This window comes from Mucilaginibacter sp. GW822-FHT03E02, assembly GCF_058801545.1.
Genome location: NZ_JBXANJ010000001.1, coordinates 4,199,121 through 4,217,841 on the forward strand (window position 1 = coordinate 4,199,121; position 18,721 = coordinate 4,217,841).

The following is an 18,721-nucleotide window of genomic DNA, read 5'->3' on the forward strand; positions in this document are numbered from 1 at the left end:
CGCAAGGAGACCTTTTTATTTATCCTGTTCATGAAATGGCTAAAAAAACCTTTACCCGTTTTTATGATGCAGACTCCTTGATAAATCTTCAATCAATCTCCTATAAGCAGATACCGGTAGCCGGACTGCAAGATCGCGTTTATATTATCTGATAATAAGGGCAACCGGAATCTATTCGATGCAGACACCTTGCGGGCTGCGGATGCTTCTGTTCGGTTTGCCGCTTTATAAAAAAACAGATCGATTATTTACCTGGTATCAGTCTGTTAGTTATTTAACTACTGCTGTAACATATTTTACCTGGTTTTTCATAACAAAGCGAATCCTGTTAAGCAGCTTTCTGGCTATTTTGATAATAGCTTTATTCTTTTTCATCCTTTTACAATAATCATTAAAAGCCATCGTCATAGCCGGATCCAATCGTATAGCCACCCAACTTGCTTCAATAAGTTTTTCTCTCAGCTGATGATGGCCACGGTGGGTAAGACCCATAACGGTTTCTTTTTCCCCACTTCCGCTTACCCTGGGCACCAGGCCGACATAATCACACAAGTCGTCTAAATCTTTAAAACGACTCATATCACCAATCTCGGTTGAAAATAACAATGCTGTGATCTCGCCTATTCCGGGAATACTTCTAAGTAAGGTTATTCCCTCTTTATGCCGGTCCTGGCGCGATAAGATCCGCACCTGTTTGGTTGCTGCCAATACCATGCTTCGGCTTTGCTCATATCCAAGGAGTAATATATCTAAACCTACTTTTGCAGAGGGGGCTAAAGGCAGCCCTTTAAGCCACTGAATAAAGTTGGCCGACCAGTATTTATGATCATCTCCTCCCGGAATAGTTATTCCCTGAAAATGAAGTCGTCCTTTAATCCTGTTCTTAAACCGGGTTTGATCCTTTATCATCTGCTGATAAACACGGATAACACCGCGATCATCCTGCTGTTCAATGCCTGGAATAAAGATACCCTTAAGCCCGTTGTCGCTCAGTGATTTACTAAGCTTACGACAATCCACAGTATCCGACTTGCGTTGCTTCTCTTTGTCTGTTGTAGGAACATCCGCCGGATGTACAACAATACAGTTGATCCCCTGGTCACTAAAATCTCGCTGATAGCTAAATCCGCAAAAGCCTGCTTCATAAACAACGTGATAGGTGGCCGCGGGATAGTTCTCCTTTAAGTGTTTGCTTAAGTCTGCTACTGACGGGTTTTGCGAAAATGTTTTAAGCTCCATTTGCGCTGTCCGAAGACAAACCTTCCACGATTTTTTGTGAACATCTATGCCTACAAAAATCTTTTGACCGCTAAAATCTAATTGTGTACCTTGTTTCATGAGTTCTTGTTTTAAAGTGTTTGTTAAATGTTTTCACAATTAATCTACAACCTTTTTTTCAAGAACTCTTTTTACTTAAACTTAACCTATTTCATACATACGATCTGTTCGTAAGCTTTGCAAGTGTGATTTGTATGGCGTATAATAGATTCTTCGTACCTCAGAATGACAGTTTAAAGGAGTGACAATTACGCAGCATTCGATATATATTTCACCAAACTCCTTTTGGCAACGGGCAATAGCGTTTGCTCCAACGGAAACGTAATATCGCTGTGCACATAATATACCGCCGGATTGGGCATAAATTTATTGCGGTTGATGAGTTTTAGCTTCATGGCCTCGGGGGTGTTCACGATGCTATATTCGTAGTTTTCGAGAAAATTAATGTTAATGCCACGGTACTTATCGTCCTTGCCTTCAAAAATTGTGATCTGGTATTCGTAAATAAAACCGGTACGCTCTTTACCGTTACGTAACGAGAAATAGCCATGATAAGGCATCAGCGGCATAATACCTATCGGGTTTATATTCAACCGGCTCTCTACAAAGTCATAAATCTCCTTACCAATTTGTATGGCGGGGTTCATCTGGGCCATGGCATAGGCGATGATCTGCTCTATCTCCTGCATACTTTGATCGTCCTGGATAATTTTTTGGTAGGTGAGCTTAACAGCATCAATATCGGCCTGGGTAAGGCGTTGCGGAAAGGCCTGCTGCATGAGCGATTTATTTTTCTTGAAATCTACCAGGTTATTATAGTGAAATATTAAATCGGCCAGGTTGGGATAGAGCCGGCTTTTATCAAAGTGCCGGTTAATTTCCTGCAGATAACTTAATAACACGTACTTTTTTTGTTCAAAGTCAATGTATCCTTCAATAAACCAGTTAACGCTAAGTGGTTTCATCTTTTTCGGGCTCCTTTCAATAGCTTAAATTAAACAAAAAACACCAACTTTGCAATATGCCCTACGGAACCCTTTATTTAATACCCGTGCCCCTTGCCGAAGAAGCGGCCGCAAAATCATTTACTCCCTACCTGGTTGATACTATTAACAGTATTAAGGAATATATTGTTGAGAATGAAAAAACTGCCCGCAAGTTTTTAAAAGAAGCCGGCTTAAAAACCCCGCAAAGCGAGCTTACCATCCACGATTACAGCAAACATAACCGCGACATGGGCAAAGCCGATTTTTTTAAAGGCTTACAAGCCGGTAACGACGTTGGCCTGATGAGCGAAGCCGGTTGCCCTGGCATTGCCGACCCCGGCGCCGAAATTGTAGATAAAGCCCATCGCATGGGTATTAAAGTGGTACCTTTAGTTGGGCCAAGCTCTATTTTATTGGCGCTGATGGCATCTGGCTTCAACGGCCAAAGTTTTACCTTTAACGGCTACCTGCCTATTGATAAAGTATTACGCAGCAAAAAGATTAAGGAACTGGAAAGTTTGGCAACCCGGCTTGATCAAACACAGATATTTATAGAAACGCCTTTCCGCAATAACTCTTTATTGGAAGAGGTGCTAAAAACGGCATCACCCAAAACAAAACTTTGCATAGCTACAGATCTTACCGCGGCTACTGAATTTGTGCAAACCAAAACCATTATGGATTGGCAAAAGAAGGTACCCGAGCTGCATAAACGCCCCACCATATTTTTACTCTTCCACGGATAAAGCATGCAGATTACGCAGCAACATACCCAGGTGTTGATAGTAGGTGCCGGTCCCTCGGGATTAATGATGGCCGCCCAGCTATTGCGCTATGGGGTGCAGCCCGTAATTATTGATAGTAAGCAAGGGCCCACCGATAAGTCGAAAGCGCTGGCTGTGCAGGCCCGCTCGATGGAGATTTTCAGGCAGATGGGCGTTATTGAACGGGTTATTGCCGGCAGCAAGGCAGTTGCCGGGGCTGTTATTAACCAGGAGGGACTTGAAGTAGCATCCTTAGCCCTTGATGGCATTGGCGAAGGGCAAACGGCCTTCCCATACATTTATATGTATCAGCAAAGCAAAACCGAGCGCCTGCTGCTTGATTATTTAACGCTTAACTGCTGCCCCGTTTACTGGAATACTACTTTACTAAGTGCGGAGCAGGATGCCTCAAAGGCGACCGTGATACTGCAAACCGACACGGATACGCAAACCCTTACCTGCGATTGGCTGGTAGCCGCTGACGGCGCGCGCAGCCCCATCCGCAAACAATTGCAATTGTCCTTTAACGGTGACACTTATCAACACCAGTTTTACGTAGCCGATGTTAAAATAGAGGACGTTTTGGGCGATAAAGTGAGCCTCTATCTATCAAAAAAGGGGTTCGCTGCTTTTTTCCTGATGCCCGAGGAGCATTATTGCCGTATTGTGGGTAACCTGCCCAATGAATTTGACAACCGCGAAGGGCTGCAAATGGACGATGTATTACCTTACCTGGATACCATAACCGGGGCCGGCATTAAAATAGCGCATGCCAACTGGTTTGCTACTTATAAACTGCACCACCGCATGGCGGGCAAATTCAGGGAGCAGCATTGCTTTTTAATAGGCGATGCCGCGCACATCCACTCGCCAGTTGGCGGGCAGGGTATGAATACCGGTTTGCAGGATGCCTACAACCTGGCCTGGAAATTAGCAGGGGTTGTTAATAGCCAGTTGAAAGAATCTATTTTAGATAGTTATGCCGCCGAGCGCATGCCCGTGGCGCGTGAGCTGTTAAACACTACCGACCGCATTTTTAAAATGATCCTCTCGCGCAATTGGTTTGTTGGGCTATTTAAAAAATGGCTGTTGCCTGTATTGCTGAAAAAAGCATGGAGCAAGCCTGCGTCAAAGCAGGCTTTTTTTAAACGGATATCACAAACCGGTATCAACTATCGCGATAGCCAGATTAGTTTAAACCTGAGCCATGCTACCCACATTAAAACAGGCGACAGATTGCCCTACCTCAAGGTTTTCGACGAAAAAAAACAACAGGAAACCGACCTGCACGAATGGTGCAGCAAACCCGGCTTTACCATCATAACGCTTGGCAAGCTACAGGAAATTGATCTGTTTACCCTTGCCAAATGGATAACCCAAAAATACCCGGCCAACCTCAACTTTTTTTACCTGCCCCCATCGGCCAAAAACCAGCCAGTATTTGATACTTTCGAGATTAAAGGCAATCAAAAAAAAGCCATCATCGTGCGCCCCGATATGCACATTGGCTTTTTAAATGATGTGGTGGATATAGATATGATGGATAATTATTTGCAGAATGTGGTGGGTTTTTTCAGTGGGCAGTAGGTAGTTTGTACCAACTAACGTATAGCGCTGGTATAAACAAACTAACGGCACGCAATAATAATCTTAACGCAAATTCTGCCAACAATCCATCCCCCTGGGGATTAGTACCTTAACACTTACCTTACCACTATTACCCATCCCTTTAATATCGTTCCGTTTTTAAGATCGATGGTGTAATAATAGGTGCCTGTGGGCATTGGCTTCCCATTAAAGTGCCCATCCCAGGGATTGGGATAACCAGTGCTTTTATACACTATACTACCGTAGCGGTTAAAAACCTGCGTAACTGACTGCGGGTAACTATCTAATCCCTTAATATTCCATGTATCATTTTGCCCGTCGCCATTAGGACTAAAAGTATTTGGCGGTATAATAGTATTGATAACAGTCACGGTTACAAGGCTGGAGGCAACGCACCCATCTGTTGAGGTAACTTTTAGTTTATAGGTTGTGGTTTTTTGCGGGCTTGCAACCGCATATTGGGAATTTGGATTGCTCAAACCATAGGCGGGTGTCCAGTTGTAAGCGGCAATACTGCCCAAAACAACAGGCTTAAACGTAATATTTTTACCCGCTATGATTTGCTCGGCAGGGTTAAGATTGATTGTTGGATACGGGTTAATAGTAACAGCGGCATCAAGCCCCAGATTTGGAATACCGCAGCCACCACCAGTGGTTACCGCGCAATTGACGAGATCGCCGGTTTTTAAATTATCAGCTACAAATTGCGGTGTGTTTGTTCCCGCGTTTATCCCGTTTACCAACCATTGGTACCGGGTGCCCACATCGGGGTTTTTTACTGTTGCCGTAAAAGTAATAAGATCGCCCTGGCAGCCCAATGCCGGGGCGGGGCTTATAGATACTGAACGACCAGGGGGCTCGATATCGTTTTTGGCTGTAACATTAAAAGTAATGCTGCTGCTGCCGCCAGAGTTATCAATAGCTGTAAGCGTAACTTTAACGGGCACCCGGTTTTGCAGTACTGTATTTGCATCGGGCGATTGCGTGAACCTTATAGTACTGCCAAGGCAGTTATCAGTAGCAGTAGCCTTAATTGTATAATTGGCCAGGTTTGAACAGTCGGTAACATCTATATCGCCAAAGGCCGACGTGATGGTTGGCCGGCTTTGTACAAAAACCGGCACATTGGTTGTAGAAAAGGTACAAGTACTTGGGCCAACATTACCGGTATAAACAAAATATGGTCCGTTGCCCGCTATTGTGGATACGATGTTATCGTGCGCCATTTTTCTGATAAGCTGATTATCAAAATCGGCAATATAAATATTCCCGCAGGGATCAATTGCCATGCCTTCACAAAGCGAAAACCGGGCGTCGGTACCCTTACCGTCTACAGGATTCGAGCTGCCGTTATCGCCTGCAACAGTTACTACTTTACCATCCGGTGTTATTTTTCTGATGCTAAATAAATCTCCCACACACAGGTTGCTATCAGCATCAAATACTAATGCAAAAGGCGCTACAAACGAGGCCCTTAATCTATCGCCATCATCGTTTCCCTGTATACCCCTGCCCGCATACACAGAAACTGTGCCGTCGGGGGTTATTTTTTTAATTTGAAAATAAGTATTATCAGCAACATAAACATTATTGGCGGCATCAACTGCTAATCCCCAAATTGCGCCAAACCGCGCAATTTTACCATTACCGTTAATATTGCCTTGCTTGCCATCGCCCGCAAGCGTGCTTACAACGCCTCCAGGATTTATTTTGCGAACTTTAAAATTCCCCCTATCGGCAACATAAATATTCTGATCCTTGTCCATAGCCATTTTACCGGGGGCTGTAAATATTGCCTTTTCGCCCTGGTCATCGGCGTCGCCGGGTATTCCCTTGCCTGCAAATGTCGAAACCATGCCGCCGGGTGTAACTTTCCTGATCCGGTTATGACTGTCACTCACATAAATATTATCGGCCGAATCAATAACAATATCCTGCAAAGCATCAAACATTGCAGTTGTTTTGGGCCCATTAGCATAACCTTGTACCCCAGTACCTGCAAAAGCAGATACATCGCCCCGGGGCGTTATTTTTTGAATAGTAAAACCACTATTTTGGGAAATGAACAAATTGCCCTCCCTATCAAAAGCTACCCCATTTGGATATTGCAATTGTACGGCATTTGGTTTTAAGCTGCTTATAAAACCATTATTAACAGCCTTAACTTTAATGACCTGATTTCCTATATCACTGCATTTGAAACTGACAGGCTGTAACAGAGCCCTGTTTGCCGAATCATTTGTGCTTTTATTGATTAAAGCAAGGTCTTCAATTTTATTTTTATAATAGCCGGTTGCATTAAGCTGAAGTAATATAACCGGTGGCTTGGGCGTGATGGTTGGGGCTTGCTGGATCAGTCCGAAAAGTTGTGGGCGAATAAAAAAAGTATTTGTTTTGCGGCAGGAATAACAAATACGAATACCCTTGTCAGCAGCATACGAAACCCTTGTCCGTTTAATCTTACCAGAAGGTATCTTAGCATATTTTGAGCTTATAAATGTTAATTCTTCAGAAAATGGGCAGCTAAACATTTACCTGGAAGAAAAGAACCTCGCTCCATCGGGGTATGAAAAGGCACAACTTGAATCAAAAGGTTTCTTACCGGAAACAGCTATACAGGACTTTCCCATCCGCGGTCATAAAGTAGCTCTTTGTATCAAAAGACGCAGGTGGGAAGTAAAAACAAGTGGAGAGATCATCACAAGAGACTGGGATTTAGTAAGAAAAGGTGCGCGAATGACAACAGAATTCGGCACTTTTTTAAAAGGTATATTTGGATAATCATCCTATTAGCAGCCATTTATTAGGCAAGTTATATCAGGTGGACGGCAAGCAGCTCGGTCAGCAATATAAAGATCACCTGAGTGATTTTCAGAGCTGGGGCCAGAAAGAGCATGCAGAGGAGTGGATGCTGTTTGCAGATAATATAGGCCCTTACCTTAGTATAGATGAAACCGCCTTGAGCAACGGAGAACTGTATACCATTGTTACCAATAAAGCAGCCAAAGGGGGTAAAAAGGCTATCGTAGCGATGATCAAAGGCACACAGGCCGAACAGATCATGGCTGTACTGGAGCGAATACCTGTCCGTAAAAGGAATAAAGTTAAGGAAGTGACGATGGATATGGCTGCTAACATGATCAAAGCTATCCGCAGGTGTTTCAATAATGCTGTGCGGGTTGTTGACCGGTTCCATGTACAAAAGCTGGCTTATGATGCTGCACAGGAAGCTAGGATCAAATATCGCTGGGAAGCATTAGAGCAAGAGAACAAAGCAATAGAGGACGCTAAAAAGAACAAGCAAAGCTATCAGCCTGAAGTATTTAGCAACGGGGATACTTTAAAACAATTACTGGCCAGAAGCAGGTATCTACTATTTAAACACCCATCTAAATGGACCGTATCACAGAAAGAAAGAGCTGATTTGTTGTTTCCAAGGTATCCCTTGTTGCTCAAAGCCTACAACCTGTCAATCCGGCTGGGGCAGATTTTCACTATCTGTAAAGACAAGCAGCAGGCGTTTAAAAGACTGGCAATCTGGTATAATGATGTAGAAGACGCAGGTATTGATGCTTTTAAAACTGTTGCCAGATCTGTAAAAACGCATTATGAATCTATCTTAAACTTCTTCGATAACAAGAGTACCAACGCATCTGCAGAATCTTTCAACGCTAAAGTCAAGGCTTTCAGAGCTACTTTAAGAGGTGTAAGGGATACTTCTTTCTTCTTATTCAGACTTGCTAATATCTATGCCTAACTTTTTATCCCCCCCCCCACAAGAATTCCGCTTGATCCGGCTTGCTGTGCAAACACTGGCTCATTGTTGTATAATAAAAAGAATAGCAGCAGGGCTATAATTGGCTTATACCTAATCATTTCAACTTTAGGTTAAACAATTATAGCAAAAATGTTTTGGATTTAGCGGACAGGTATGCTGGCCATTTTGAAGCAATTGTTTTTTGGGACGCATTTGAGCGGCAGCGATGTGGTAAAGCTGGTAATTCAATCTGCCAAAGTCGTGCATTTGTAAAATTCTATAAATCAGCCCAATCGCAAAACCTATGAAAAAGAAAGCGCCTGTGTATCCTAAACACAGACGCCTTATCGAAACTATTATGAAAAAAGGGTATGTTAACCCCAACTTTGCCCTGCAACGCCGCTGGGGTAACGATGTAAAGATGAGGCTGAATGCTTCATTAATCAACCGAGTATCGGCGAACAGGCATTTTGTATAGATGAATAAATAAAAACGGGTTTATTAACGTGATTTCATCCAGTTTCTGACAAAATCGAGATAGCTTTCGCTCACAGGCAGTTCAATGTCGGTGAGTTTAACTTTACGGTTTTGGATAGACCGGATCTTGTTCACCGGTATAATATAACTCCGGTGGATGCGCTGAAATTTATCTGCAGGCAGCTTTTCCAGTACTTTTTTTAATGGCATCAGCGTAAGCACCGTTTTGGCATTGGTAACATGAATTTTGATATAATCTTCCATGCTTTCAATATATTCGATTGTGTTTAAATCAACCTTCACCATCCGGTATTCCGAGTATACATAAAGGCTTTCGTCGGCCTGTTCGGTGGCGGGCTTGGTTTTGTACTGGTGATAATCAACCGCTTTTTCAACGGCCTTTTCAAAGCGTTTAAAGTCGATAGGTTTAAGGATGTAATCAATCGCCTCCAGTTCGAAGCCCTCAAACGCAAAGTTTTTATAGGCGGTGGTAAATATCACCATTGGCTTAACCTTGAGCGCGCGCACCAGGTCAATCCCCGTAATATCGGGCATATTGATGTCGATAAAAAGCAGGTCGATTGGTGTATTTTTCAAAAATTCCGCGCCCGAAATGGCATCCTCAAAAGTATTCACCAACTGCAAAAACGGGAAACGTGCAACATAACCGGCTATGAGTTTTAATGCCAGGGGTTCGTCGTCAATTGCGATACATTTAAGCAGCATAGTTTTAATTTATAAAAATGGATTAACCGTGTATTGTCTCGCTTTTGCCGTAGTTCTGGATCACTTTGGCTTCGTAAGTCAAAAATTCCTTCCAGCGCATTTCCACATCAATCTCCACGGCATATTTTTTGGCCAGCCGTATAAACATCGAATAATGTGTAGCCTCGCTTATCATCAGTTCATGGTAAAACCCGGAAAGCTCGGTGTCGTTAATGTTTTCAGATAGCACCTTAAAGCGCTCGCAGCTGCGTGCCTCTATCATCGCCGAAAACAATAACCTGTCTATCAGCTGCGCTTCGCGGCCGCCGCCTATGATAATAAACTTGCGCAGTTCGTTTACATAATTGTCTTTACGCTCGCGGCCCAATAAAAAACCACGTGCTACAATAATGTCATGTACCCGTTTAAAGTGGTCCATTTCTTCCTGCACCAACAGGGCCATTTCCTGCACCAGGTCAGATAAGTTGGGATTTTGTACAATGAGGGTAATCGCATTACTGGCGGCCTTCTGTTCGCAAAAAGCGTGATCGGTCAGCAATTCTTCAATATTGCTTTCCACCACATTTTTAACCCAAAGCGGATCGGTAGGTAACTGTAATTTAAGTATGGTTTTCTCGCTCACGAGGACAAATATAGTGGAAGTAGGCGAAAGGTTAAAGGTTATTCTTCTGGTCCGAATGCTGGATTGTTAGCTATTAATCGGGAATGATGATGGATGGAAAGAATATAAATTTGGATTCCAGGAACTATATCATAAATGATCCGGTAATTTTTAAAAATCAGTTCCCGCGTTAATTCGTCGTCTGCCTTTTCAAATTTTCGCCCTAAAAATGAATTTGAATTCAGCTTTTTGACCACGGCGCGAATAAGTTGAACTTCCCGATGGGCATATTTTAAAGAATCTATTTTGATGTACTCAAATATTTCCTTCAAATCACGGATTGCCGTTTTAGAGAAAACTATTTTTAGTTCCACTTCTTAATTTCGGCATCTAATTCCTCTTCCGTTAAATACTCGCCATTCTGCACTTCCTTTCGTGCAATCTCAATTTTTTGCAATAGGATAATCTCGTCAACCAAGTCGTCAACAGAAAACGTCTCCGGCATGTGATCAATAAGCTCCTTCACTTTATCTTTCGTAAGCATACGGCTCTCCTTTTTATAAATATACAAATTTATTTATACAAACTCTTGCTCTCAATAAATTTCAAAACAGGATCGGGTACAAAATATTGTACGTTCTTTTTTTCGGCGATGGATTTGCGGATGAAGGTTGCCGATAACTCCATCTGTGGTGTCATGGTAATGGTTACGGATGGATGGTCGGCCAGCTCGGCGTTCTCGTAGCCGGGGCGGGGGTATACGTAAATGCGGTAATCGCGCAGGATGAGTTTATAATTCTTCCACTTATGCAGGGTTCCCAGGTTATCTGAGCCCATGATAAGGGCAAACTCATGCTCGGGGTATTTTTCTTTTAAATGAGCAAGGGTGTCTATCGTATAGGAGGGCTGAGGCAGCCTCAACTCCACGTCGCTTACCGCAATGTTGGTGGCGTTATCAGTAGCCAGGCGGGCCATTTCCAGCCTGTCGTAAGTATTAATCAGGTCGCCGTATTTTTTGAGCGGATTTTGGGGCGATACCACCAGCCAAACCTTATCCAAGGAGGTATGGTTGGCCATGTAGTTGGCAATAATAAGGTGCCCTATATGTATGGGATTAAATGAACCAAACAGTAAGCCTATTTTCATTTCAGTGGTGCCCCCTAACCCCCTAAAGGGGGAATAAATTAAAGTTTTGTTATTAATCTGTAAGCCCTGGCCAAATTGAATTTAGCACTCCCCCTTTAGGGGGCCGGGGGGCTAATAAAGTTCCTCACCAATTCCTGCGCTTCTTTGCAAGCCGTTTCAAGATCGTAATTTTTAAGGATAATATCAAACTGGGGCGCGTATTTTAGTTCTTTTTCGGCTTTGGCAAAGCGTTCTTTCAATTTTTCTTCACTATCGGTGCCCCGGCCGGTTAAACGCTCAATTAAAACCTCTAATGATGGTGGCTGAACAAAGATAGCCAAGGCCTGCCCATCGTATTTACGTTTCAGGTGAAGGCCGCCTTCTACATCGATATCAAAAATTACTGTTTTTCCTTTTGCCCAGATGCGTTCAATTTCGGCGCGCAAGGTGCCGTAAAATGTGCCGGTATAAACTTCTTCAAATTCAACAAATTGCTTTTTGGCAATACGGTGTGTAAACTCGGCCAGGCTAATAAAGTAATAATCTTTGCCGTCCTGCTCATCGCCGCGGGCCTGGCGGGTAGTTGCAGAAATGGAAAACTCCAGCTCGGGAATTATACTCAACAGGTGGTGTACTATTGTAGTTTTACCAGCACCCGATGGTGCCGAAAATATGATGAGTTTACCGTTTTGGCTCATAGTTCATGGTTCATGGTTCATAGCAAGGTTGGTTATAGTTATGATACCCCTGTTACCATGAACTATGAACCATCAACTATGAACTACAATACATTTAAAAGTTGTTCTTTAATTTTTTCCAATTCTTCCTTCATACCTACCACAAGTTTTTGGATATTGGCATCGTTGGCTTTTGAGCCAAGGGTATTTATTTCCCTGCCTATCTCCTGCGAAATAAAGCCCAGCTTTTTGCCATTGGCATCAGCATTTTTAAGGGTTTCAATAAAATACTCGCAGTGCGTTTTAAGGCGGATCTTTTCTTCGGTAATATCCAGCTTATCTATGTAATAAATAAGCTCCTGCTCAAAACGATTTTGGTCGATGGCTTCACGATTGGTGGCTTCGGCCAGGAAAGTATTCAGCCTTTCGCGAATCAGCGGTACCCGTTTAGGGTCTTCCAGTTCAACCAGTTCAAGGTTTTTAAGGATGATACCAATGCGGTATTTTACATCATTCTCCAGCACATTGCCTTCATCGGCCCTGAATTGCTGAAAAGCGGCCATGGCCTGCTGAAAGGTTTTTTCAACCTGTTTCCACTCATCTTCAGATACCGTTTCATCGTCGTATTTAACAACTTCGGGCAAGCCTAAGGCAAGCTGCATCAGGTTGGCGGCGGGCTCGTTAAGCTCATCGCTTACATCCTTAAGTTGCTGATAATAGTGCTTAAGCAACACTTTATCAATACCGGCCGCTCTTACATAGGCGTTAACCTGCTCTACATTGATAGACAAGTTTACCTTACCGCGTTCAATCAGTTTACTGCAATCGTTACGCAGCTGAAACTCCTTTTCAGAGAAAATTTTAGGCAAACGAAGCGAAAGTTCAAGAAATTTACTGTTCAGGGATTTAATTTCAACGGTGTATTTAGTATTACCCGAATCAAAACTGGCAATTCCATACCCTGTCATGGATTTTATCATGTGCAAAGATAGGGTTTTAGCGGGAAAGTCTAAAGTCATGAGTTCTAAGTCTTGAGGTTAGTAAAAACCCGGGGTTAACTATCTGTTAATGACTTTGAACTTACGGCTTAAGACTGTGAATTTCATCAGCCTTTAACACTTTTTCACACTTGGTGTAAAATACTCTGTATATATTTACGTTCTTATTTGTACTAATGCGCATTCGTTTTACCCTGCAGTTACTCGTTTGCTTTTGCTTTGTTTTAAATGCATCAGCACAGGAATTTACCCTAAAAGGGGTGATATCAAAAAAAAGCACGCCCGAACGTGTTGGTCAGGTAATGATCAAAAACTTAAAAACCAATGTTACGCTTATGAGCGACGACCTTGGTTGGTTTACAGTTAAAGTTTCGGTTGGCGACACATTGCTGTTTTCGAAAGAAAAATTTACACCGCAAAAGATAGAGGTATTAAATAACAGCGATATGCCCGTTTACCTGCAGCCCCAGATTGTACTGGCCGAAGTGAAAATTACCGGCCAAACCAAGCGCCAGGAGGTTAATGAAATTATGGGCGATTACCGCAAGCAGGGTACTTTTTACGCTGGCAAGCCACCTGTAACGTCGTTTATAACCAACCCGTTAACAGGAATTTATGAGCTTTTTGGCCAAACGCCAAACAGGGCCAAACGCTTTGCTCAATTTTCAAAAGGCGAGATTGAGCAGGCCGAAGTAAACCGGCGGTATAATATCAATTTTGTAAAACAGGTTACCAAAGTGCAATCAGATACCGAGGCGCAACGCTTCATGAATTATTATACGCCAACCTTCGACGAGTTGAAAGGCTGGAATGATTACGACCTGATAAGCCACATCCAAAAATCGTACGATTATTATAAAAACAGCGGGGAAAAAGAGAAGCTTGAGTTGTTGAATTCGCCAACGTTTATCAAATCAGATTCTACCAAGCTATCAAAGCCGGGGCAACACTAAAGAAAGATGTATTGTTAAATGCCCAGCGTTTCGCAGGCTTTTTCGGCAGCAAGCTTCTCGGCATTCTTTTTACTAAATTCTTTGCCCGAACCTGTTATTTCGCCATCAACCAGGGCTTGTACAGTAAATAGCTTGGTATTTTCGCCTTCCTGATTGGTTACCAGCTCAAAAGTAATATCGCGGCCATGGCGCTGGCACCACTCAATTAATTTACTCTTAAAGTTGGTTTCGGTTTGCTCCAGCTTATGAATATCTATATGCGATTTGATGATGTGGTTTATCAAAAAGCTTTTGGTAAAATCGTATCCCTTATCCAAATAGACGGCGCCAATAAGTGCTTCAAAGGCATCGCCAAGCAATGAGCCCTGCCTGCTGGAGTTTAGCATGCGGTTGTCATATTCAATCAGTTTATCAAAACCAAGCTTGCGGCCAAGGGCATTCAGGTTGTTACGGCTCACAATTTTTGATCGCAGCTCGGTTAAAAACCCTTCATCCTCATAAGGGTACAGTTTAAAAAGCACTTCGGCCACTACGCTGCCCAAAACGGCATCGCCCAGGAACTCCAATCGCTCGTTACTGTTTTTTACCCCTTTTTTTACGTTTTGGGCAACAGACTTATGCCTGAATGCCAAACGGTATAAAGACAAATTGCCCGGCACGAAACCGAGCAAATTATTTAAAACCTTAACGTATTTTCTATTGGGCGATATATAAAGCTTGTATAACCGGCTGATAGGCATTAAACCACAATTAATCTACGTATTTCTTGAATATCACAGAAGCATTATGGCCGCCGAAACCAAATCCATTGCTTTGCACTATATTAATATCCCTTTTTTGCGCAGCATTAAAGGTGAAATTAATTTTAGGGTCAAACGATGGATCATCGGTAAAATGGTTAATAGTAGGGGGTATTATACCATTCTTTAAAGCCAATATAGAGGCAATAGCTTCAACCGCGCCGGCAGCACCCAACAGATGGCCTGTCATTGATTTGGTTGAGCTGATATTTATACGGTAAATATCATCGCCAAAAACATCCTGTATCGCTTTAATTTCCTGCGGATCGCCTATTGGAGTGGATGTTCCGTGAACATTCACATAGTCGATATCTGCAGGGGTTAAGTTTGCGTCTTCCAATGCAGATCGCATTACCAGTGCCGCGCCAAGCCCATCCGGGTGTGGTGCTGTCATGTGGTAAGCATCAGCGCTCATTCCGCCACCCATCATTTCGGCATAAATTTTAGCGCCACGGGCCTTTGCATGCTCCAGCTCTTCTAAAATTATGGTACCCGCGCCTTCACCTGCAACAAAACCATCCCTGTCCAAATCAAACGGACGCGATGCCGTTGACGGATCATCGTTACGGGTTGATAATGCGTGCATGGCGTTAAAACCACCGATACCAGCTTCGTTAATGATTGCTTCAGAACCGCCGCTGATAAACATATTAGCTTTACCCAAACGGATATAGTTAAAAGAATCAATAAGCGAATTGTTTGATGAAGCACAGGCAGAAACTGTTGAAAAGTTTGGACCGCGCAAACCATATTTGATCGAGATATGGCCAGGGGCTATATCCGCTATCATCTTAGGAATAAAAAATGGGTTAAAACGTGGGGTGCCATCGCCTTTGGCAAAGTTTACAACTTCATCCAAAAACGTTTTTAAACCGCCAATGCCCGATCCCCAGATAACACCTATACGGCTGGTATCCAGTTTCGAGAAATCTAAACCCGCGTCTTTCACTGCCTCTTCTGTGGAGAAAAGCGCGTATTGAACAAACGGATCTAATTTACGGGCATCTTTACGACCCAAAAAACCATCCGCATCAAAGCCCTTTACTTCACATGCGAACTTAGTTTTGAAATGTGTGGTATCAAAACTTTTAATAAAGGCAGCGCCACTTACCCCATTGATTAAGCCATTCCAATATTCAGAAACGGTATTACCAATTGGAGTAAGTGCTCCAAGCCCGGTTACTACAACTCTTTTGAACTCCATTTAATCCAGTTAGGGAGTCTTATTTAACGTTTTTTTCAAGGTAAGCAACAGCCTGACCTACAGTACCGATAGTTTCAGCCTGATCGTCAGGAATAGCCACGTTAAATTCTTTTTCAAACTCCATGATCAATTCCACGGTGTCTAACGAGTCGGCACCAAGGTCGTTGGTGAAACTCGCTTCTGGTGTAACTTCACTTTCGTCAACACCCAGTTTTTCTACGATAATAGCTTTTACTCTTGAAGCGATATCAGACATAGTCTTTATAGTTTAATGATTAATAAAAATTCAGTGCAAAGAAAAATAAATTCTGTCAATAATCAAATCTAAAACTTTTACAATATAATTCGATAACAAAATTTTATTGAAGCGGTTTGGATTTGTATTTTTGATGCGGTAAAAGTAATGATTTTGAACAGGAAATTTTTAAAGTTTGAGATCGATTTTGATTTTGTGCTTATTGCGGTAACTTCTTCGTTAAAAGATTACCGTGTATGTTATCTTATCAACAAATTTTTAAATTTTAATTTTATTAAAACTGAAGATCTGTCTGTTGATATTCACCCCGGAAGCGAACCCGTTTTGTTCTCCAAATACCATTATAACTGGGAAACCACCGAAACTGATTTTTATTTTATTGGCAATAAAGGCTCTGAGGGCTATTTAGTGCCCGAAATGAAGAGCGCCGATTATTTTTTAATGGTACGTAACTATATTGATGATGCCGACCTTGATAACCTGATATCTACCCTAAATAAAATACCCGAAATTGTTGCCGCAGTAAAGATTGATCCGAAAAAAATAAAATCACGGGAAAATCTGTTATTTTAGCGCAAAATTTTAAAAGTGTTGGTATCACACCTAATGTGAATACAAAGCCAGTTTAACCCGATTAATATGAAATTATACTATAACCGTACTAAGATTGTTGCCACCATGGGCCCGGCATCAGCTAAAAAAGAAGTTTTATTAGCGATGATAAAGGCTGGTGTAAACGTTTGCCGCCTTAACTTTTCGCATGGACGCCCCGAAGATCATAAAGGAGTTATTGATACTATCAGGGAAATTAATGCAGAATACAAAACCAATGTTGGCATCCTTGCCGATTTGCAAGGCCCTAAAATTCGTATTGGTTTAGTAAAAGATGGCGGTATCCACTTAGTAAACGGTACCCAAATAAAAATTACTACCCAGGAATGTATTGGTAACGACGAACAGATTTATATCACTTACGATACCTTCCCACAAGACGTACAGGCCGATGAAATTATTTTATTGGACGATGGTAAACTACAGTTAAGGGTAATTGAAACAAACAGGGTTGATACCGTAATGTGCGAGGTAGTACACGGCGGTATATTAACATCGCGTAAAGGTGTTAACCTGCCCAACACCAAAGTATCTATCCCAAGCTTAACCGAAGAGGATTTAATTAACCTTCAATTCGCGTTAAAATATGATGTAGAGTGGATTGGTTTATCATTTGTACGCACCGGCCAGGATATTATCGAACTTAAAGAAATTATTGCCAAAAGCGGTAAGGCTGCCAAGGTTATTGCTAAAGTAGAAAAACCTGAAGCTATTGATAATATAGACGAAATTATTGCCGCTACCGATGGCGTAATGGTTGCCCGTGGCGATTTGGGTGTTGAAATGCCTTTAGAAGAAGTACCATTGCTGCAAAAAATGATTGCCCGCAAATGCCGCGCGGCTTCAAAACCGGTAATTGTTGCTACTCAGATGTTGGAATCAATGATAACCACCCCGCGCCCAACCCGTGCCGAGGTTAATGACGTTGCCAACTCCGTACTGGATGGCGCCGATGCGGTTATGCTGAGCGGCGAAACCTCTGTTGGCGAGTTCCCGGTTATTGTAATTGAAACCATGGCCAAAATTGTACGCAACGTAGAAGAACTGGGCTATCCGTTTAACTCATCAAAACAGGAGAAAGCCGATACCTCTTCTTCAAATTCTTTAAGCAACGCGCTTTGCGAATCGGCGGTTCACCTGGCACAGCATACCGATGCAGTAGGCATTGTATCTATGACCACTTCTGGTTACACCGCTTTTGAAATATCAAGCCACAGGCCTAAAGCAAGTACTTATATATTTACATCAAACAAGCAGTTGCTTAACGCGCTTAGCCTGGTTTGGGGTGTGCGTTCTTTTTATTACGATAAACTGGAAAGTACAGATGATACCATCAGCGATGTAAACAACATACTTAAAAGTGCAGAGCTTATTAAAGCCGGCGATGTGGTAATTAACACAGCAGCCGTGCCAATTATTAAACAAGGCAAAACCAATATGCTTAAGGTAAGCGTTATTGAATAATAATAAAGTTTAATATTACAATGAGGGCGGGTAGTGTTTATACATTACCCGCTTTTGTTTTTTATAAGATGTAAGCAGCGCTCCTGCTTTAGTTAAGCAGGTCAATTTGCTGCCCTATCGCTTCCAGTTCATGCTGGTGAAAGGCACTGGTGTATGATAATGCTTTGTATTGCTCCATGCCTGTTTTGTAAATATTGGCTATCCAAACCCCATGCATATAAAGCGAATAATAAACCCCTTTGATCACCGGGTCGGATTTGGCGCGGATATTCAGATCAAACTGCTTGCCCTTCACGGCATATTTTATGTCGAATTTTTTCATAGATGTAAGTGATTGATGATCTAAACATTCAAAACCGGCGCTTTGTTTGTTTAAATCATTGGTTTGTAGGTGCCTTTAAAAACCCAATTTAGAAAAAAAAATAATTTCATCCT

General features: G+C 42.4%; 22 protein-coding genes. 8 read left to right on the plus strand and 14 right to left on the minus strand.

From position 1 onward, the window contains the following. Positions 1–270 precede the first annotated feature (270 nt). On the minus strand, positions 271–1,338 hold the full coding sequence (locus AC1RM2_RS17465) for an IS110 family RNA-guided transposase (protein ID WP_492986465.1): 1,068 nt from the start codon (positions 1,336–1,338) through the stop codon (positions 271–273). A gap of 188 nt (positions 1,339–1,526) precedes the next feature. Next, positions 1,527–2,243, minus strand: coding sequence for a hypothetical protein (locus AC1RM2_RS17470; protein ID WP_492986466.1), 717 nt, complete (start codon positions 2,241–2,243; stop codon positions 1,527–1,529). A 56-nt stretch (positions 2,244–2,299) separates the two neighbouring features. Between AC1RM2_RS17470 and AC1RM2_RS17475 the strand changes: the two genes are divergently transcribed. Together AC1RM2_RS17475 and AC1RM2_RS17480 are read left to right on the plus strand one after the other, a co-directional pair. After that, positions 2,300–3,010 (plus strand): SAM-dependent methyltransferase, encoded by a 711-nt coding sequence (locus tag AC1RM2_RS17475; protein ID WP_492986467.1) that lies wholly within the window; start codon positions 2,300–2,302, stop codon positions 3,008–3,010. A 3-nt stretch (positions 3,011–3,013) separates the two neighbouring features. Next, positions 3,014–4,615: an FAD-dependent monooxygenase gene (locus tag AC1RM2_RS17480; RefSeq protein ID WP_492986468.1), complete on the plus strand. Its 1,602-nt coding sequence runs from the start codon at positions 3,014–3,016 to the stop codon at positions 4,613–4,615. 116 nt (positions 4,616–4,731) lie between these two features. Here AC1RM2_RS17480 and AC1RM2_RS17485 read toward each other — a convergent pair whose 3' ends face one another. After that, positions 4,732–6,747, minus strand: coding sequence for a T9SS type B sorting domain-containing protein (locus tag AC1RM2_RS17485; RefSeq protein ID WP_492986469.1), 2,016 nt, complete (start codon positions 6,745–6,747; stop codon positions 4,732–4,734). Positions 6,748–7,060: 313 nt separating this feature from the next. Here AC1RM2_RS17485 and AC1RM2_RS17490 point away from each other — a divergent pair, with 313 nt between their 5' ends. The 3 genes from AC1RM2_RS17490 to AC1RM2_RS17500 all read left to right on the plus strand — a co-directional run bounded on the left by AC1RM2_RS17490 (position 7,061) and on the right by AC1RM2_RS17500 (position 8,871). Next, positions 7,061–7,417, plus strand: a complete 357-nt coding sequence (locus tag AC1RM2_RS17490) for an ISAon1 family transposase N-terminal region protein (protein ID WP_492982898.1) — start codon at positions 7,061–7,063, stop codon at positions 7,415–7,417. Then, positions 7,410–8,393, plus strand: a complete 984-nt coding sequence (locus AC1RM2_RS17495) for an ISAon1 family transposase (protein WP_492982900.1) — start codon at positions 7,410–7,412, stop codon at positions 8,391–8,393. The genes AC1RM2_RS17490 and AC1RM2_RS17495 overlap by 8 nt, the downstream gene beginning before the upstream one ends. Before the next feature lie 304 nt (positions 8,394–8,697). After that, the gene (locus AC1RM2_RS17500) at positions 8,698–8,871 is read left to right on the plus strand and encodes a hypothetical protein (RefSeq protein ID WP_492986470.1); all 174 of its coding nucleotides are present in this window, start codon (positions 8,698–8,700) and stop codon (positions 8,869–8,871) included. 23 nt (positions 8,872–8,894) lie between these two features. Here the strand turns inward: AC1RM2_RS17500 and AC1RM2_RS17505 are convergent, their stop codons facing one another. The 7 genes from AC1RM2_RS17505 to AC1RM2_RS17535 form a co-directional block, all read right to left on the minus strand. Further along, complete coding sequence (locus AC1RM2_RS17505) at positions 8,895–9,596, minus strand: LytR/AlgR family response regulator transcription factor (protein WP_492986471.1); 702 nt, start codon at positions 9,594–9,596, stop codon at positions 8,895–8,897. 22 nt (positions 9,597–9,618) lie between these two features. Then, the gene (locus AC1RM2_RS17510) at positions 9,619–10,218 is read right to left on the minus strand and encodes a MiaE family protein (RefSeq protein WP_492986472.1); all 600 of its coding nucleotides are present in this window, start codon (positions 10,216–10,218) and stop codon (positions 9,619–9,621) included. Positions 10,219–10,256: 38 nt separating this feature from the next. After that, the gene (locus AC1RM2_RS17515; protein ID WP_492986473.1) at positions 10,257–10,571 is read right to left on the minus strand and encodes a type II toxin-antitoxin system RelE/ParE family toxin; all 315 of its coding nucleotides are present in this window, start codon (positions 10,569–10,571) and stop codon (positions 10,257–10,259) included. Then, positions 10,562–10,741: a hypothetical protein gene (locus AC1RM2_RS17520; RefSeq protein WP_492986474.1), complete on the minus strand. Its 180-nt coding sequence runs from the start codon at positions 10,739–10,741 to the stop codon at positions 10,562–10,564. Before AC1RM2_RS17520 ends, AC1RM2_RS17515 begins: the two co-directional genes overlap by 10 nt. A gap of 29 nt (positions 10,742–10,770) precedes the next feature. Next, the gene (nadD, locus tag AC1RM2_RS17525; RefSeq protein ID WP_492986475.1) at positions 10,771–11,343 is read right to left on the minus strand and encodes a nicotinate (nicotinamide) nucleotide adenylyltransferase; all 573 of its coding nucleotides are present in this window, start codon (positions 11,341–11,343) and stop codon (positions 10,771–10,773) included. A 95-nt stretch (positions 11,344–11,438) separates the two neighbouring features. Next, the gene (gene gmk / locus AC1RM2_RS17530) at positions 11,439–12,020 is read right to left on the minus strand and encodes a guanylate kinase (protein WP_492986476.1); all 582 of its coding nucleotides are present in this window, start codon (positions 12,018–12,020) and stop codon (positions 11,439–11,441) included. A gap of 83 nt (positions 12,021–12,103) precedes the next feature. After that, positions 12,104–12,979: a YicC/YloC family endoribonuclease gene (locus tag AC1RM2_RS17535; protein WP_492986477.1), complete on the minus strand. Its 876-nt coding sequence runs from the start codon at positions 12,977–12,979 to the stop codon at positions 12,104–12,106. A 194-nt stretch (positions 12,980–13,173) separates the two neighbouring features. Here AC1RM2_RS17535 and AC1RM2_RS17540 point away from each other — a divergent pair, with 194 nt between their 5' ends. Beyond that, positions 13,174–13,950, plus strand: a complete 777-nt coding sequence (locus AC1RM2_RS17540; protein ID WP_477354787.1) for a hypothetical protein — start codon at positions 13,174–13,176, stop codon at positions 13,948–13,950. A 14-nt stretch (positions 13,951–13,964) separates the two neighbouring features. On the opposite strand, the gene rnc is transcribed toward AC1RM2_RS17540, so the two are convergent. From rnc to AC1RM2_RS17555, 3 genes are read right to left on the minus strand one after another with little or no spacing between them, the layout of a single operon-like run. Then, complete coding sequence (gene rnc, locus AC1RM2_RS17545; RefSeq protein ID WP_492986478.1) at positions 13,965–14,690, minus strand: ribonuclease III; 726 nt, start codon at positions 14,688–14,690, stop codon at positions 13,965–13,967. A 10-nt stretch (positions 14,691–14,700) separates the two neighbouring features. Then, positions 14,701–15,954 carry a beta-ketoacyl-ACP synthase II gene (gene fabF, locus AC1RM2_RS17550; RefSeq protein ID WP_492986479.1) on the minus strand — a complete coding sequence of 418 codons (1,254 nt, stop codon included), beginning with the start codon at positions 15,952–15,954 and terminating at the stop codon, positions 14,701–14,703. A gap of 19 nt (positions 15,955–15,973) precedes the next feature. Then, the gene (locus tag AC1RM2_RS17555; protein ID WP_031266521.1) at positions 15,974–16,210 is read right to left on the minus strand and encodes an acyl carrier protein; all 237 of its coding nucleotides are present in this window, start codon (positions 16,208–16,210) and stop codon (positions 15,974–15,976) included. Between the two features lie 147 nt (positions 16,211–16,357). Here AC1RM2_RS17555 and AC1RM2_RS17560 point away from each other — a divergent pair, with 147 nt between their 5' ends. Both AC1RM2_RS17560 and pyk read left to right on the plus strand, forming a co-directional pair. Next, positions 16,358–16,783, plus strand: a complete 426-nt coding sequence (locus AC1RM2_RS17560; RefSeq protein WP_492986480.1) for an IPExxxVDY family protein — start codon at positions 16,358–16,360, stop codon at positions 16,781–16,783. Positions 16,784–16,849: 66 nt separating this feature from the next. Next, positions 16,850–18,286 (plus strand): pyruvate kinase, encoded by a 1,437-nt coding sequence (gene pyk, locus AC1RM2_RS17565; protein ID WP_492986481.1) that lies wholly within the window; start codon positions 16,850–16,852, stop codon positions 18,284–18,286. An 88-nt stretch (positions 18,287–18,374) separates the two neighbouring features. Here the strand turns inward: pyk and AC1RM2_RS17570 are convergent, their stop codons facing one another. Continuing rightward, on the minus strand, positions 18,375–18,608 hold the full coding sequence (locus tag AC1RM2_RS17570) for a hypothetical protein (RefSeq protein ID WP_492986482.1): 234 nt from the start codon (positions 18,606–18,608) through the stop codon (positions 18,375–18,377). Between the last annotated feature and the right edge of the window lie 113 nt (positions 18,609–18,721).

What these genes read in the sequence shown, in the direction of transcription:
- AC1RM2_RS17465 (WP_492986465.1), bottom strand. Translation starts at nt 1,338, where the DNA reads ATGAAACAAGGTACACAATTAGATTTTAGCGGTCAAAAGATTTTTGTA.
- AC1RM2_RS17470 (WP_492986466.1), bottom strand. Translation starts at nt 2,243, where the DNA reads ATGAAACCACTTAGCGTTAACTGGTTTATTGAAGGATACATTGACTTT.
- AC1RM2_RS17475 (WP_492986467.1), top strand. Translation starts at nt 2,300, where the DNA reads ATGCCCTACGGAACCCTTTATTTAATACCCGTGCCCCTTGCCGAAGAA.
- AC1RM2_RS17480 (WP_492986468.1), top strand. Translation starts at nt 3,014, where the DNA reads ATGCAGATTACGCAGCAACATACCCAGGTGTTGATAGTAGGTGCCGGT.
- AC1RM2_RS17500 (WP_492986470.1), top strand. Translation starts at nt 8,698, where the DNA reads ATGAAAAAGAAAGCGCCTGTGTATCCTAAACACAGACGCCTTATCGAA.
- AC1RM2_RS17505 (WP_492986471.1), bottom strand. Translation starts at nt 9,596, where the DNA reads ATGCTGCTTAAATGTATCGCAATTGACGACGAACCCCTGGCATTAAAA.
- AC1RM2_RS17520 (WP_492986474.1), bottom strand. Translation starts at nt 10,741, where the DNA reads ATGCTTACGAAAGATAAAGTGAAGGAGCTTATTGATCACATGCCGGAG.
- nadD (WP_492986475.1), bottom strand. Translation starts at nt 11,343, where the DNA reads ATGAAAATAGGCTTACTGTTTGGTTCATTTAATCCCATACATATAGGG.
- gmk (WP_492986476.1), bottom strand. Translation starts at nt 12,020, where the DNA reads ATGAGCCAAAACGGTAAACTCATCATATTTTCGGCACCATCGGGTGCT.
- AC1RM2_RS17535 (WP_492986477.1), bottom strand. Translation starts at nt 12,979, where the DNA reads ATGATAAAATCCATGACAGGGTATGGAATTGCCAGTTTTGATTCGGGT.
- AC1RM2_RS17540 (WP_477354787.1), top strand. Translation starts at nt 13,174, where the DNA reads ATGCGCATTCGTTTTACCCTGCAGTTACTCGTTTGCTTTTGCTTTGTT.
- rnc (WP_492986478.1), bottom strand. Translation starts at nt 14,690, where the DNA reads ATGCCTATCAGCCGGTTATACAAGCTTTATATATCGCCCAATAGAAAA.
- fabF (WP_492986479.1), bottom strand. Translation starts at nt 15,954, where the DNA reads ATGGAGTTCAAAAGAGTTGTAGTAACCGGGCTTGGAGCACTTACTCCA.
- AC1RM2_RS17555 (WP_031266521.1), bottom strand. Translation starts at nt 16,210, where the DNA reads ATGTCTGATATCGCTTCAAGAGTAAAAGCTATTATCGTAGAAAAACTG.
- AC1RM2_RS17560 (WP_492986480.1), top strand. Translation starts at nt 16,358, where the DNA reads ATGATTTTGAACAGGAAATTTTTAAAGTTTGAGATCGATTTTGATTTT.
- pyk (WP_492986481.1), top strand. Translation starts at nt 16,850, where the DNA reads ATGAAATTATACTATAACCGTACTAAGATTGTTGCCACCATGGGCCCG.
- AC1RM2_RS17570 (WP_492986482.1), bottom strand. Translation starts at nt 18,608, where the DNA reads ATGAAAAAATTCGACATAAAATATGCCGTGAAGGGCAAGCAGTTTGAT.